Below are 13,803 nucleotides of genomic sequence, written 5' to 3'. Positions count from 1 at the left end.
AATGCATTCTTTGATAGACGGGGCGATGCCGTTTCGGAAGAATGGCGGTTCATTCATGTGAGTCTCTTCGTCGCGAGGATATACATTGCAGGTTGGCATCGATATGGGATTGGCGTCCGGTAGCCCGGCGACGCTCGATATCGAGGAGCTGCTGGCGACCCGTCTGCTCGTGCAGGGCAATTCCGGATCGGGCAAGTCGCATCTGCTGCGCCGCCTGCTCGAGCAGTCGGCGCAATGGGTGCAGCAGGTCATCATCGATCCCGAGGGTGATTTCGTCACCCTCAGCGATAGGTTCGGCCATGTCGTCGTCGACGGTGAGCGCACAGAGGCGGAGCTTGCCGGCATCGCCAACCGCATTCGCCAGCATCGCGTTTCCTGCGTGCTGACGCTCGAAGGCCTCGATCTCGAAGACCAGATGCGCGCCGCCGCCGCCTTCCTCAACGGCATGTTCGATGCCGATCGCGAATACTGGTATCCGGTTCTCGTCGTGGTCGACGAGGCGCAGATGTTTGCGCCGTCGGTCGGCGGTGATGTCTCGGAAGATGCGCGCAAGATGTCACTCGGCGCGATGACCAACCTGATGTGCCGCGGGCGTAAACGCGGTCTTGCCGGCGTGATCGCGACGCAGCGGCTTGCCAAGCTCGCCAAGAACGTCGCCGCCGAGGCCTCGAACTTCCTGATGGGCCGCACCTTTCTCGATATCGACATGGCGCGTGCTGCCGACCTGCTCGGCATGGACCGGCGTCAGGCTGAGATGTTCCGCGACCTGAAGCGCGGCAATTTCGTCGCTCTCGGACCGGCGCTGTCGCGCCGGCCGCTGCCGATCCAGATCGGCGCGGTGGAGACCTCGGCGCGCTCTTCCAGCCCGAAGCTGATGCCGCTGCCGGATGCGCCTCAGGATATCGAGGATCTGATCTTCACGCCCGATCCGGAGGAATTCCAGCGCCCGCTGGTGCGCCGCGCCCCGCCTGTGCCGCGGCCGACGACCGATATTCTGGCCGAACTCTCGCGCTCGACGCCGGCGGCATCGGCGGTACCTGCCGAGGCGAGGGCGAGTCAGGTGGAAGTCTCCGCCGAGGAGCGGGAGGAGCGCCTTGCCGGCGTGCTTGCCGAAATCCTCGACGATCCCACCTCCGCCTTCCGCACCGATTCGGTGCTCTACCAGGATTTTCTGGTCAGGCTGCGCATGCGCCGGGTGCCGGGACCGCCGATCACGCTGCCGGATTTCCGCCGGCGTGTGGCGATCTCGCGTTCCGGCGTCGATGCGGCAACGGCCGCGACCGATGCCTGGGCGACGGCGCTGTCGCTGTCTTCAGGTGTCACCGACGACCTGCAGGGCGTTTTCCTGATGCTCGCCAAGGCCGCCGTCCGCGGCGAGCCGTGCCCGTCGGACGCCCGCATAGCCCGCGCCTACGGCACCCATTCCGCCCGCCGCGCGCGGCGCCTGCTCGGCTATTTCGAGGAGCAGGGCATCGTGGTCGTGCATGCCGATTTTGCCGGCAAGCGCATCATCGCCTTCCCGGACATGGACTGCCAGACGGCGCCGGGCGACGCCAACGCACCAGATACCGGCGACCAGCCGCTGGCGGCGGAGTAGGGGCAGGCGTCAGGTTCCGATCAGATGCGGTGCATGCCTTCGAACGGCCCATGCCCTGCTGAGGAAGAGATTGCAAGGAAGCCAAATGATCGAACTGCGCCCTGTTTTGCCGAAAGACCTCGATCTCATATGCCGTCACCGCAAAGCGATGTTTGCCGAAGCTGGCAGAGATGCGGCTGAGATCGCTGCGATGAATTCCGCCTTTCGAGATTGGCTCAAGCCGCGCCTGGAGGACGGCCGATATTTCGGCTTCATCGCCGAGCATGACGGACGTTCCGTGGGAGGCGTCGGCCTGATGCTTATCGAGTGGCCGCCACATCCATCCCACCCGAGCGACGATCATCGAGGCTACGTGTTGAACGTGTTTGTCGATCCTGAGCAACGGGGGCGTGGCATAGCAGGCTTGCTCATGGATGCCGCAGATCGGGAATTCAGGCAGCGCGGTATCACCTATGCTATTCTGCACACGACAAAGGCCGGACGACCGCTATATGAGCGAACAGGCTGGGCTCAAACGTCCGAGATGGCAAAAGCAATCCAGCCCGTTGCCGGATGGGACGGGCAAGCGACCTGATCGAACTGGCCGAGGTTCTGAAGCGGTTTGTGAGGAACACGACGGATGTAGCGCTAGACGTGGCATTCGCAAAGTTCGGTGATCGCATCTCGGGCTGTTGACATTTTCATGACGGCCCTCTAAAGACCGCCGCAAGCACCGGGCAGCAATGTCCGGTGTTTCATTTGACATGTCCCGTGGATCGTTCCTGTTCGCTAACCGGAACATCCTGTCGGATCTCGGCAGAGATCAGAGGAGGGCGTGTTTCCTTCGTGCGGTTTGGCAACAAACCGTCTTAAGCCTTTGAAAGGAAATACGATGAGCAAGCGCGAATCGTCCAAGTACAAAATTGACCGCCGTATGGGCGAAAATATCTGGGGCCGTCCGAAGTCCCCCGTGAACCGCCGCGAGTACGGCCCGGGCCAGCACGGCCAGCGCCGCAAGGGCAAGCTCTCGGACTTCGGTGTGCAGCTGCGCGCCAAGCAGAAGCTCAAGGGCTACTACGGTGACCTGCGCGAAAAGCAGTTCCGCGCGATCTTCGCCGAAGCCGACCGCCGCAAGGGCGACACCTCTGAAAACCTGATCGGCCTCTTGGAATCGCGCCTCGACGCGATCGTCTATCGCGCCAAGTTCGTTCCGACGGTCTTTGCTGCCCGTCAGTTCGTCAACCATGGCCACGTCTCGGTCAACGGCGTGCGCGTCAACATCGGTTCCTACCGTTGCAAGGCCGGCGACGTCATCGAGGTTCGCGAAAAGTCGAAGCAGCTGGTAATCGTTCTGGAAGCCGTCAGCCTCGCCGAGCGCGACGTTCCCGACTACATCGAAGTCGATCACCATAAGATGGTCGCAACCTTCGGCCGCGTCCCGACTCTCAGCGACGTTCCGTTCCCGGTCGTCATGGAACCGCACCTGGTCGTCGAATTCTATTCGCGTTAATGCATTGGTCTCGCAGTCGAAACCGATTGCGAGACAACAGCATGCGTCGATATACGGAAAGCCGCTCTTTCGAGCGGCTTTTTTGCGATCTGGAGAGAAGCAATGGCAGATTTGCAGGCGACCCTCGATAGCATCTACGCCGATATCCAGCCGCGGATCGGCGAGGGCAAGGTCGCGGACTATATTCCCGAGCTCGCCAAGGTCGACCCGAAGCAGTTCGGCATGGCGATCGTCACCGTCGACGGCAGGGTCTATCGTGTCGGCGATGCCGATATCGCCTTTTCGATCCAGAGCATATCGAAGGTCTTCATGCTGACCCTGGCGCTCGGCAAGGTCGGCGAGGGGCTGTGGAAGCGCGTCGGGCGCGAACCTTCCGGATCGGCTTTCAACTCTATCGTCCAACTCGAACACGAGAGCGGCATCCCTCGCAACCCCTTTATCAATGCCGGCGCCATCGCCGTCAGCGACGTCGTCATGGCCGGCCATGCGCCGCGCGAGGCAATCGGCGAGCTGCTGCGTTTCGTGCGCTATCTTGCCGATGACGAGTCAATCACCATCGACGACAAGGTGGCGCGCTCGGAAACGCAGACCGGATATCGCAATTTCGCGCTTGCCAACTTCATGCGCGCCTACCGCAATCTCGACCATCCCGTCGATCACGTGCTCGGCGTTTATTTCCATCAATGCGCCTTGTCGATGAGCTGCGAGCAGCTGGCCCGCGCCGGGCTGTTCCTGGCGGCGCGCGGCAGCAATCCGACGACCGGCCATTCGGTGGTCTCGCCGAAGCGGGCGCGTCGCATCAATGCGCTGATGCTGACCTGCGGCCATTACGATGGCTCGGGTGACTTCGCCTATCATGTCGGCCTGCCCGGCAAGAGCGGCGTCGGCGGCGGCATTTTCGCGGTGGCGCCGGGCATTGCCTCGATCGCAGTGTGGTCGCCGGGGCTGAACAAGGTCGGCAATTCGCAGCTCGGCGCCGCGGCGTTGGAAATGCTCGCAGCGCGCACCGGCTGGTCGGTTTTCGGCGATTGACGCTGTGTTGCCAGGCGGGTTTCTGGTAGAGCAAGTGTGGAATTTCTGTAGGACGAAGCAATGAATATCGCAGCCAATATCGCCGATGATTTGGAGAGTGGCGAAGCCGACAGCAGCGGCCATGCGCTGTTTGCCGATGCGCCGCGTTCCGTCTCTTTCAACAAGCTGCGCAAGCGGCTGCTGCGGCAGGTGCGCCAGGCCTTCGACGATTTCGATATGCTGAAGGGCCAGAAGCGCTGGCTGGTCGGCCTTTCCGGCGGCAAGGATTCCTACGGGCTGCTGGCGCTGCTGCTCGATCTCAAATGGCGCGGGCTGCTGCCGGTCGAACTCATCGCCTGCAATCTCGACCAGGGCCAGCCGAACTTCCCCAAACACGTGCTGCCGGATTATCTCACCAAGATCGGCGTTCAGCACCGGATCGAGTATCGGGATACCTATTCGATCGTGAAGGAGAAGGTGCCTGAAGGCGCCACCTATTGTTCGCTCTGTTCGCGGCTGCGTCGCGGCAATCTCTACCGCGTCGCGCGGGAGGAGGGTTGCGATGCGCTGGTGCTCGGCCACCACCGCGAAGACATTCTCGAAACCTTCTTCATGAATTTCTTCCATGGCGGCCGGCTCGCCTCGATGCCGGCGAAGCTTCTGAACGACGAGGGCGATCTGATGGTGCTGCGGCCGCTGGCCTATGCCGCGGAGGACGACCTCGCGAAATTCGCCGTCGCCATGCAGTTTCCGATCATTCCCTGCGATCTCTGCGGTTCGCAGGACGGGCTGCAGCGCAATGCGATGAAGGATATGCTCGCCGATATCGAGCGGCGGATGCCGGGCCGCAAGGATACGATGCTGCGGGCGCTGTCGCATGTGAACCCGTCGCATCTGCTCGACCCGAAACTCTTCGACTTTTCCACCCTTGGTGTCACCGATCCTTCATGAAAAGCCAGCTAAGCAGGCTGCTCATTATATGACGGACAGGATTTCGCATGACTATTTCAGATCAGGATATTCTCTTTCTCGGCGATTGCGTCAGGGAGGCGGCGCGCGCCGAAATCATGCCGCGTTTCCGCAATCTCGACGCTGCCGATGTTTCGGAAAAGACGTCGGCAATCGATCTGGTGACGCAGGCTGACCTGCTTGCCGAACAGCGGATCACCGCGGCGCTGAGAGAGCGCTTTCCCGCAGCACTCATCGTCGGCGAGGAGGCTTATGACGCCGACAGGTCCGTCGTGCCGGCCCTTGCCGATGCCGAGCTCGCCTTCGTCATCGACCCTGTCGACGGGACGTTCAATTTCGCCGCCGGGCTTCCTGTCTTCGGGACCATGTTGGCGGTGACCGTCAGGGGTGAAACGGTCGCCGGCATTATTCACGATCCAGTTCTCGGCGACACAGTGACCGCGATCAGGGGGGCAGGCGCCTTTCTGAAACGTCGGGACGGGCAGTCGACAAAGCTGAAGGTCGCCGAGCCTGCTAGCCTGAACCAGATGGTCGGTGGCCTGTCATGGAGCCACATGGACGAACCGGATCGCGCCCGTATCTGCGCCAACATGGCGAAGATCCGCATGACCTTCGCCTTCAACTGCTCGGCCTACGAATATTGGATGGTCACTTCCGGCAAGATGCATTTCATCGGCCATGCGAAGCTGATGCCCTGGGATCACCTAGCCGGCGTGCTCGCGCATCAGGAGGCCGGCGGCCATACGGCGAAATTCGACGGCACGCCCTATCGCCCCGGCGAGACGACGGGTGGCATCATCTCTGCGCCCGACCGGGAGAGCTGGCAGCTCATCCGGCGCGAGATCGTCGGCATCTGATTCAAGCTTCTCCTGAGAGACCTGAGCGTGAGGATTTGACATGACTTCGACCGTCGACGTGACCGTTCTTGCCGATCTGCTGCGGCGCGCGGCGAAGGCGGAGGTCCTGCCGCGCTTTCGCCGGCTCGGCCAGGCAGACGTTCGAGCCAAGAGCGAGGCGACCGATCTCGTCACCGAGGCCGATGAGCAGGCGGAACGGATGATCAAGGCGGAAGCTGCGCAACTCTGGCCGAGCGCGCTGTTCCTCGGCGAAGAATCGGTCGCGGCCGATCCTGATTTGCTCCGCAGCCTCGAACATGCCGATCTCGCGATCGTCGTCGATCCGGTCGACGGCACCTTCAATTTCGCCGCCGGCATCCCGGCCTTCGGCGTCATGGCATCCGTCATCGCCGGCGGCGAGACGATTGCCGGCATCATCTATGATCCGATGGGAGACGACTGGGTGATGGCGGAAAAGGGCGGCGGTGCCTGGCTGCAGCGGCCTGATGGCGGCGCCGAGCGGCTGTCGGTCGCAGCGCCCGTCGAACTGGAGCACATGGTCGGCATGGCCTCGACTGGCTACTTGCCGAAGGAAAAGCGCGCCGAAGTGCTCGCCAACCTCGCCAAGGTGCGCTTCCTCACCAATTACCGCTGCGCCGCCCACGAATACCGCACCTTTGCCGGCGGTCATGTGCATTACCTCATGTACAACAAGCTGATGCCTTGGGATCACCTTGCTGGCACGTTGATCTCGCTGGAAGCAGGCGCCTATGCGGCGCGCTTCGACGGCTCGCCCTACATGCCGCATCATCTCGATGGCGGGCTGCTGATTGCGCCCGACAAGGCCTCATGGGACGTGCTGCGGCGTGAGGTCTTCACGGTTTGAACGCATAGAAACCCGACAGATCGGGTCCGCGATGACAGAGCCATTAATTGCCGGTCTGCAAAAGCTTCATTTTGTTGCCATGGATTAGAAGCGCGCTGAGTGTGCCCGTTTCACAGGCGCCTGTGTCCAAATTGATTCTGTGCTGGTTGCCAAGAGCAGCCTCAGCGACTGGTGTATGGCCGTGAATGACAGCCAGACCATCTTCATACGGCCCTTCCGAAGACAGCCAGGGCTCGCGAATCCATGCGAGCGTGTCGGCGGTCTGGCGTTCTATAGATATGTTGGGGTCTAATCCTGCATGAACAAAGAGCAGCTTTCCGAACTGCAGCTTTAGAGGCAAAGAATGTAGCCATTCCATAAGCTGCTTACCCAAGTGCTTTGCTACCGGCTGTTCCCAGCGACCATTGGGATCGACGCCCAATTCCTCGAAGAACTCTGCGCCGCCATTTTTCAGCCAGCGTTCCATCATTTCGGCGTCCGGCATTTCGAGCAGTTGAAGCAGGCGGTATTCATGATTGCCAATGAGCGTGTGGCTCTCTACGCCTGCGATGCCTTCCATTGCCAGCTTCAGGGCGCGCAAGCTTTCCGGGCCGCGATCGATCAGATCGCCCAAATGGACACAGTGAGCGGCATCTGGCGAGATCAGGTCAATTTCTCTGGCGATGCTGAAATGAATCTCCGCCAGAAGATCGGCACGTCCGTGAACGTCGCCTATTGCACACACAGCAATAGCTGGATCGATCTCGCGAATAGCGGGCAACCATTCGGAGCGAGCAACAGCCATTTCGTTCGTCCTTGCTTAGAACAGGATGATTTTAGGCCTGTTCGGCCTAAAATCTGAATCCTGTTCTAGGTTAAATAGATGTCGTCCGAAAACCGCGCACACTTTTCGGCATCATGCTCTGGTGTCTTCTGAAAAGGCATACCGAAAATCGTTTCCGTGGCAAGGCGAACCCGACCGTCCTGAGGTTCGCAGAGCGTCGCAAAATCAGTCTTTTGCGACGCTTCCTATTTCAGAAATGAGCAGCACCCGGATCGATCTGCGTGCTGTCGCCGGGGTGGGTGAACAGCTTGCCATTTTCCGCCCAGAGGGTGGCGGCGATCGTCACCGTGCCGAAGAGCGCGAAGCCGCCGAAGAGCGGCTGCACCGTGCCGTTGAACATCTGGCCGACCAGGCCGCCGAGGATGGCGCCGGCCGTCGTCGAAACGAAGCCGGTGATGGCGGTTGCCGTGCCGGCGAGATTGCCCATCGGCTCGAGGCTGATCGCGGTGAAATTGGTGGCGATCACGGCAAACATCATCAATACGATGGAGAAGATGCCGTAGGCGACGGCGAAATCCGGCTTGCCGGCCAGTGCGAGGAAAAAGCCGATGGCCGACAGCGCCGTGAAGATCAGCAGGGCAGCGTGCGAGATGCGGCGCATGCCAAATGTGCGCACGAAGAAGCCGTTGGCGAAATTGGCGACGGCGATGCCGCCGGCGGTGGCCGCAAAGGCGATCGGCAGCCAGTCGCCAAGGCCATAGACCTCGCCGAACACTTGCTGCACCGAGATCACATAAGCGCTGATGACGCCGGTGAACATGGTGAGGCCGATCATATAGCCGCAGGTGATGCGGTTTGTGAGCACGGTCTTGAAGCCATCGACGACAGAGCCGACCGACAGCGGCAGCCGTTCTTCCGGCGGCAGCGATTCCTTCAGCCGCAGGAGAGCCCAGACGAACAGGATGGTGGCGATGATGCCGAGCAGGATGAAAATCCAGTGCCAGTTGGCATAGAGGATGATGAGCTGGCCGACGGAGGGGGCAACGATCGGCACGATCATGAAGACGATCATCACATAGGACATGACGCGGGCCATTTCGCGGCCACCGAAGCAGTCGCGTACCATGGCCATGGTCGTTATGCGCACAGCAGCACCGCCCACACCCTGAATGAAGCGCATGACGAGCAGCATTTCGAAGCTGCCGGTTGCTGCGGCGGCAAACATTCCGACAACATAGCAGGCGAGGCCGCCGAGCAGGATGTTGCGGCGGCCGAACGTATCCGAAAGGCTGCCGAAGAAGATCTGTGAGACGCCGAATCCCAAGAAAAACACGCCGATGATCAGCTGCGCGTCGTTGGTATTGGTGACGCCGAGAGAATTGCCGATATTGGGCAAAGCCGGCAGCATGCTGTCGATTGCCATGGCGACGCTGGCGGTCATGATGGCGATGGTGACGACGAATTCGCCAAAGCCCATGCCGATGCGGCCGGAGCCCTGGTTTTCCTGGTGCGGTTTATGCGACGGCGTCATTTAATTGAGATTCCGAATGCGAGGGAGGCCGGCCGTTCAGACGGCCGGGTTCTGCTGTTGGAAGAGGCGGCCCTTCTCGGCGATCAGCACAAAGACAAGGCCAATGATCGACACAAAGAAATAACCCGCGACCATCGGCAGCGCGGTGCCGTCGAAGGCCTGGCCGATGCCGGCGCCGATGAGGGCGCCGCCGACCGTGCTCATGAATCCGAGGACCGAGGAGGCGGTACCGGCGACGTGGCCGAGCGGCTCCATGGCGAGCGAATTGAAGTTTGACCCGATCCAGCCGAACTGGAACATGGCAAGGCCGAAGAACGAGATGAACAGTGCGAAGGGCATCGGCTCAGTGCTGGCCATCTGGACGATCAGCCAGATGGCGTTGATGGCGATGAAGCCGATGAGCGAGCCGTGCGACAGCCGGCGCATGCCGAGCTTGCCGACAAAGCGCGAATTGAAGAAGGACGACAGCGACATGAAGATCGCCACGCCGGCGAAGGCGAAGGGGAAATAGACGCCGAGATCGTAAATGCCGACATAGACCTGCTGGGCCGAATTGATGAAGCCGAACAGCGCGCCAAAGATGAAGGTGCTGGCGATGGTGTAGCAGAGCGCGACGCGATTGGTCAGCACCAGCTTGAAGGCGCCGAAGATCGAGCGGGCGGTGAAGGGACGGACATTGGCGGGATGCAATGTTTCCGGCAGGCGGAGATAGGCCCAGACGGCAATACCAGTCGCCATGGTAGCTATGAAGAGGAAGATCAGGTGCCAGTTGCCGAAGAACATGACGATCTGGCCGGTGCCGGGCGCAATGACCGGTACGATCATGAAGACCATCATGATCAGCGACATGACTTCGGCCATCTGCCGGCCGCCATAGATATCGCGAACGATGGAGACAGTGATGACGCGGGTTGCGGCCGAACCGACGCCCTGCACGAAGCGCAGGGCGAGCAACCCTGCAAAGGACGGCACGAAGACGATACTGATGGCGGACAGGATATAGATGACGAGACCGATCAAAAGCGGCGTGCGGCGACCGAAACGGTCAGAGAGCGGCCCGTAGAACAGCTGGGCACAGCCGAAGCCGAGCAGATAGGTGGAGACGACGAATTGCCGGTGATTTTCGCTCTCGACGCCGAGGCTGGCGCCGATCTGCTGCAAGGCCGGCAGCATGATGTCGATCGCCAGAGAGTTGACGGCCATCAGGAAGGCGGCGAGCGCGATAAATTCTCGCTTGCCCATGGGCAGGCGGCCCGCGGACACGGCTTGTGATGAATCTGTCACAATGAAATTCCCATAAACAGGCTAAGGCGCTGCTTGCCGCAGCGCCTCGGACTCAAGATACAGATTTGGAAACCGGGCGGACGCCCGGTGACCGGTCAGGAGGCGGCGCGCACCGCGATGCCGTTTTCCTGGAGGTGCTGCTGCAGTTCACCAGCCTGGAACATTTCCCGGACGATGTCGCAGCCGCCGACGAACTCGCCCTTTATGTAAAGCTGCGGGATTGTCGGCCAGCTGGAGTATTCCTTGATGCCCTGGCGGATTTCCGAATCGGCGAGCACGTTGACGCTCTTGTAGTCGACGCCGATGTAATCGAGAATTTGCACGACCTGGCCGGAGAAACCACACTGCGGAAACTGCGGCGTACCCTTCATGAAGAGGACGACGTCGTTGCTCTTGATTTCGTTGTCGATGAATTCGTGAATACCGCTCATGGGACCTAATCCTTTCAACAGGCGGGTTAAAGGCCCACCGTTTCAATCGTTGCCTTTAAATAGCATGCGACAGCAGGAATTCCAGCCGCCCGAACCAAAAAAAGACCAATTCGGGCAGGCCGTTGCCGGGTTGTTGCCGTCGCGTTACGGTCGGTGGGCGAGATAGATCTGAATCTGCTCGATTTCAGTATCGGTGACGTGGCTGAAATCCCATTGTGAAACCTGCGTCATCACGCCGAGATCGCGGCCGCCGACACCCTTGCCGGTGCGCAGCAGCGTCTTGAAGTCGGCAGCCGAATAGGATTGCGCCAGGGGCTTAAGCGCCGGTGCCAGGAACGCTTCCGACTGCTTTGCCGTATCGAGATTGTGGCAATGGCTGCAGTCGGTCCTGAAGGCATATTCGCCGATATCGGCCGGACGCGTGGCGGCAGGGGTGATGACGGCGGGCACCAGATCGGCTTCGAAGGGGATTTTGTCGAGCGCCAGGCCGATTCGCCCGAGCGGTCCCCATTGCGTCGTTCCCACCACCGCGTCGGGAAGCTGCTTCAGACTGCGCAGCCAGGCAATGATCGCCGCCATGTCGTCATCGGTGATATTGGCGAAGTTGCTTGCCGGCATGATGAAGACACCGGTGCCGTCTTTCTTGATGCCGTGGCGGATGAGGCGCACGAGTTCAGCATCGCTGTACATGGGCACGAAGCGGGTCAGGTTCGGCGCCACGATGCGGCCGACGCCCGGCTCGTCGATGAGCACGTTGCCGGCATCGTGATGACAGCCGCCGCACATCAGCGTACGGGCGCGGCGTTCGGCTTCTTCCGCAGACAGCGTCGTTTTGACGGTGAAATCGGCCGCTGCGACGTCATAGGTCCTGGAGAGACGCATCTCCGACAGGGCGTATACGCCGGCAACGGCGATGAGACAGATCGCGACGATGGCCGCGAAAATGATTTTCAAAATGCGTTTCATCGGTTCGGGCCTTCAATGACGTTGTGGAGGCGGGATAGGCGAAGCGTCGGCTTTTGCGTTGCCGCAGCATCTTGAGCCGGGGTATTGGCGACGCTCGGAAGGTCGATCCAGAACGTGAGTGTGACGGCACTTTGCCGGAGCATAATTCGTCCGAAAACTGCTCACATTTTCATTGTACCTCAACTGCGGCGTTGACGGCTGCGGCCGGCGGCAGTGCGGCGCTTGCTGACTTGTTTGCGGGGAGGCTTGGGTTTGGCCGAGATCGTCTTGCGCGCAGCTATGGTCGTCGCGGCGGGGCGTGTCTTACGCCTCCTGCGCTTCGTCGTGGCGCGGCCGGTGGTTTTCTTCAGGATCTCCTTCAGCACGCTGTCGACGACGCCCGATACCAATTCTTTGACTAGGTCGGCCACAAAACCCCTCCGTTCGTGGTGGAATCGACATGGATGCTATTGAATTCCGGAAGAGTTCGGTTAGCAAGACGGCTTCGAGATCATAGCTGCCTTTTTTTGCCGATATCAGCGGCACAGCAGCCGGATCGCAGCAACATGCCGGCCATTTGCCCGGCCGGAAGAGCGGAATGAAACTGATCGAGAAGCGGGTCGTCCTGCATTTCCCGGGCTTCGAGCCGCTTGACGGCGTTGCTCACAGGGCGCGCTACGAGCGTTCGGCGAGGCAGAGTGCAGCCGTTTGGGGCTATTCGGTTGAGACAGGGGCAGCGGACGGGAGGAGCGATCCGGTCAGTTTCGTGGTCACGACGGGTGAGAAGGCCACAGCGCCGGAGGCAGGGGCCGGATCCCCCGGCTGGCAGACGAAGAGCCGGATCCATATGGTCGATCACGATGCACTGGTGCGCAGACTGCGTGCCGGCAACACGCTGAGCCAGATCATAGCGGGCTTCCGAAGCTGCGCCGAGATCATGCTCGAAGGCGGGATGCGGGGCTATTTCCGCCATGCCTGGCGCTTCGGCCTGTTCTTCCTTTTCCCGTTCCTGCTGACCGCGCTGGCGATCGCGCTGACGGCGCAGATCGCCATCCTGCCCTATGCTCTTAGCTTTTCGCCGTGGCACATGCTCTGGAGCGGGCCGCTGGCGCTTTGTTTCTTCATCTTCGCCTTCCTGCCGTTTTCCGAGCGTTTCCATACGCTGCATCTCTTTGCCGATTGGAAAATGGCCGTGGCGCTCGGCCGTATAGACCGGGCCGATTTCAACAACTGGCTGGAAGACCGGGCCGCTGGCGTGCGCAAGGCGCTTGACGAAGAGGCGGACGAATATGTGATTTCCTCGCACAGCATGGGATCGAGCGTCGCCGCCCATGTCATCGGCATATTGCTGGAAAGAGAGCCGGAGATATTCAAAGGCAAGCGCGTGGTGTTTGCCACCCTCGGCAGCGCCATCCTGCAATGTGCGCTCATGTCATCGGCAAAGCTGCTTCGCGCCCGTGTCGGGCTGATCGCCCGCTGTCCCGAGATTTCCTGGCTCGATGTGCAGTGCCTGACGGATTCGATCAATTTTTACAAGGTGCCGGTCGTCGCCGTCTCCGGCCATGCGGATGCGCCTCAGGCGAAGATGATCCTGATCCGCGTCAAGCAGATGCTGACGCGCGAGCACTACCGCAAGATCCGCACGGACCAGTTGCGCGTCCACCGGCAATATGTGCTTGGGCCTGATCTGCAGGCGCCCTTCGACTTCACACTTTTGACATCTGGGCCGATGCCGGCCTCGGTCTTTGCCGATCCCGACGAAAAGAGAATGGCCGGCTAAGGGCCGGGCATCGTCCGTCCGGATTGCGTCGGCTCTATTCCGGCGCCGAGGTCTGCAGCGCCAGCGCGTGCAACACGCCGCCCATATTGCCCTTCAGCGCCTCGTAGACCATCTGGTGCTGTTGCACGCGGCTCTTGCCGCGAAAGGCTTCGGCGACGACTTCGGCGGCGTAGTGATCGCCGTCGCCCGCCAGATCGCGGATCGTCACTTTGGCACCGGGAATCCCAGCCTTGATCATGTCTTCGATATCGCCGGGTTTCATGGCCATGATCGTTACTCCT

General features: G+C 61.0%; 15 protein-coding genes. 8 read left to right on the top strand and 7 right to left on the bottom strand.

Features of this window, described 5'->3' with window-relative positions:
- Positions 1 to 85 precede the first annotated feature (85 nt).
- From N1937_RS11205 to N1937_RS11175, 7 genes are all read left to right on the top strand, one after another.
- Complete coding sequence (locus N1937_RS11205) at positions 86 to 1,597, top strand: ATP-binding protein (protein ID WP_222294813.1); 1,512 nt, start codon at positions 86 to 88, stop codon at positions 1,595 to 1,597.
- A gap of 85 nt (positions 1,598 to 1,682) precedes the next feature.
- The gene (locus N1937_RS11200) at positions 1,683 to 2,171 is read left to right on the top strand and encodes a GNAT family N-acetyltransferase (protein WP_168724790.1); all 489 of its coding nucleotides are present in this window, start codon (positions 1,683 to 1,685) and stop codon (positions 2,169 to 2,171) included.
- A gap of 297 nt (positions 2,172 to 2,468) precedes the next feature.
- Positions 2,469 to 3,086 carry a 30S ribosomal protein S4 gene (rpsD, locus tag N1937_RS11195; protein WP_017964499.1) on the top strand — a complete coding sequence of 206 codons (618 nt, stop codon included), beginning with the start codon at positions 2,469 to 2,471 and terminating at the stop codon, positions 3,084 to 3,086.
- A 102-nt stretch (positions 3,087 to 3,188) separates the two neighbouring features.
- Complete coding sequence (locus N1937_RS11190; protein ID WP_130682789.1) at positions 3,189 to 4,118, top strand: glutaminase; 930 nt, start codon at positions 3,189 to 3,191, stop codon at positions 4,116 to 4,118.
- 60 nt (positions 4,119 to 4,178) lie between these two features.
- The gene (ttcA, locus tag N1937_RS11185) at positions 4,179 to 5,048 is read left to right on the top strand and encodes a tRNA 2-thiocytidine(32) synthetase TtcA (protein WP_222294815.1); all 870 of its coding nucleotides are present in this window, start codon (positions 4,179 to 4,181) and stop codon (positions 5,046 to 5,048) included.
- 47 nt (positions 5,049 to 5,095) lie between these two features.
- On the top strand, positions 5,096 to 5,923 hold the full coding sequence (locus tag N1937_RS11180) for an inositol monophosphatase family protein (protein ID WP_017964496.1): 828 nt from the start codon (positions 5,096 to 5,098) through the stop codon (positions 5,921 to 5,923).
- Between the two features lie 40 nt (positions 5,924 to 5,963).
- Positions 5,964 to 6,788: an inositol monophosphatase family protein gene (locus tag N1937_RS11175; RefSeq protein WP_260058793.1), complete on the top strand. Its 825-nt coding sequence runs from the start codon at positions 5,964 to 5,966 to the stop codon at positions 6,786 to 6,788.
- A gap of 43 nt (positions 6,789 to 6,831) precedes the next feature.
- On the opposite strand, the gene N1937_RS11170 is transcribed toward N1937_RS11175, so the two are convergent.
- From N1937_RS11170 to N1937_RS11145, 6 genes are all read right to left on the bottom strand, one after another.
- Positions 6,832 to 7,572 (bottom strand): metallophosphoesterase, encoded by a 741-nt coding sequence (locus N1937_RS11170; protein ID WP_260058792.1) that lies wholly within the window; start codon positions 7,570 to 7,572, stop codon positions 6,832 to 6,834.
- A 229-nt stretch (positions 7,573 to 7,801) separates the two neighbouring features.
- On the bottom strand, positions 7,802 to 9,082 hold the full coding sequence (locus tag N1937_RS11165; RefSeq protein ID WP_260058790.1) for a multidrug effflux MFS transporter: 1,281 nt from the start codon (positions 9,080 to 9,082) through the stop codon (positions 7,802 to 7,804).
- Positions 9,083 to 9,118: 36 nt separating this feature from the next.
- A complete protein-coding gene (locus N1937_RS11160; RefSeq protein ID WP_032985091.1) occupies positions 9,119 to 10,324 on the bottom strand; it encodes a multidrug effflux MFS transporter in 1,206 nt (401 codons plus the stop codon).
- A gap of 137 nt (positions 10,325 to 10,461) precedes the next feature.
- The gene (gene grxD / locus N1937_RS11155) at positions 10,462 to 10,797 is read right to left on the bottom strand and encodes a Grx4 family monothiol glutaredoxin (protein WP_017964491.1); all 336 of its coding nucleotides are present in this window, start codon (positions 10,795 to 10,797) and stop codon (positions 10,462 to 10,464) included.
- Positions 10,798 to 10,941: 144 nt separating this feature from the next.
- On the bottom strand, positions 10,942 to 11,763 hold the full coding sequence (locus N1937_RS11150) for a c-type cytochrome (RefSeq protein WP_260058788.1): 822 nt from the start codon (positions 11,761 to 11,763) through the stop codon (positions 10,942 to 10,944).
- A gap of 179 nt (positions 11,764 to 11,942) precedes the next feature.
- On the bottom strand, positions 11,943 to 12,173 hold the full coding sequence (locus tag N1937_RS11145; protein ID WP_260058787.1) for a hypothetical protein: 231 nt from the start codon (positions 12,171 to 12,173) through the stop codon (positions 11,943 to 11,945).
- 167 nt (positions 12,174 to 12,340) lie between these two features.
- Here N1937_RS11145 and N1937_RS11140 point away from each other — a divergent pair, with 167 nt between their 5' ends.
- Entirely contained in the window at positions 12,341 to 13,522 is a 1,182-nt protein-coding gene (locus N1937_RS11140; protein ID WP_260058785.1) for a hypothetical protein, read from the top strand.
- A gap of 34 nt (positions 13,523 to 13,556) precedes the next feature.
- On the opposite strand, the gene N1937_RS11135 is transcribed toward N1937_RS11140, so the two are convergent.
- On the bottom strand, positions 13,557 to 13,790 hold the full coding sequence (locus tag N1937_RS11135) for a BolA/IbaG family iron-sulfur metabolism protein (protein WP_003540079.1): 234 nt from the start codon (positions 13,788 to 13,790) through the stop codon (positions 13,557 to 13,559).
- Positions 13,791 to 13,803 lie beyond the last annotated feature (13 nt).

The sequence above is a fragment of the Rhizobium sp. WSM4643 genome (genome assembly GCF_025152745.1).
In the GTDB taxonomy this organism is placed as follows: Bacteria; Pseudomonadota; Alphaproteobacteria; order Rhizobiales; family Rhizobiaceae; genus Rhizobium; species Rhizobium leguminosarum_I.
Note: the sequence above shows the minus strand (reverse complement) of the source record. Positions and strands in the feature narration are given on the sequence as shown.

Bases quoted from the DNA above. Each gene is read 5' to 3' on its own strand.
- N1937_RS11200 (WP_168724790.1), top strand. From the start codon at position 1,683: ATGATCGAACTGCGCCCTGTTTTGCCGAAAGACCTCGATCTCATATGC.
- rpsD (WP_017964499.1), top strand. From the start codon at position 2,469: ATGAGCAAGCGCGAATCGTCCAAGTACAAAATTGACCGCCGTATGGGC.
- N1937_RS11190 (WP_130682789.1), top strand. From the start codon at position 3,189: ATGGCAGATTTGCAGGCGACCCTCGATAGCATCTACGCCGATATCCAG.
- ttcA (WP_222294815.1), top strand. From the start codon at position 4,179: ATGAATATCGCAGCCAATATCGCCGATGATTTGGAGAGTGGCGAAGCC.
- N1937_RS11180 (WP_017964496.1), top strand. From the start codon at position 5,096: ATGACTATTTCAGATCAGGATATTCTCTTTCTCGGCGATTGCGTCAGG.
- N1937_RS11175 (WP_260058793.1), top strand. From the start codon at position 5,964: ATGACTTCGACCGTCGACGTGACCGTTCTTGCCGATCTGCTGCGGCGC.
- N1937_RS11170 (WP_260058792.1), bottom strand. From the start codon at position 7,572: ATGGCTGTTGCTCGCTCCGAATGGTTGCCCGCTATTCGCGAGATCGAT.
- N1937_RS11165 (WP_260058790.1), bottom strand. From the start codon at position 9,082: ATGACGCCGTCGCATAAACCGCACCAGGAAAACCAGGGCTCCGGCCGC.
- N1937_RS11160 (WP_032985091.1), bottom strand. From the start codon at position 10,324: ATGGGCAAGCGAGAATTTATCGCGCTCGCCGCCTTCCTGATGGCCGTC.
- grxD (WP_017964491.1), bottom strand. From the start codon at position 10,797: ATGAGCGGTATTCACGAATTCATCGACAACGAAATCAAGAGCAACGAC.
- N1937_RS11150 (WP_260058788.1), bottom strand. From the start codon at position 11,763: ATGAAACGCATTTTGAAAATCATTTTCGCGGCCATCGTCGCGATCTGT.
- N1937_RS11140 (WP_260058785.1), top strand. From the start codon at position 12,341: ATGAAACTGATCGAGAAGCGGGTCGTCCTGCATTTCCCGGGCTTCGAG.
- N1937_RS11135 (WP_003540079.1), bottom strand. From the start codon at position 13,790: ATGGCCATGAAACCCGGCGATATCGAAGACATGATCAAGGCTGGGATT.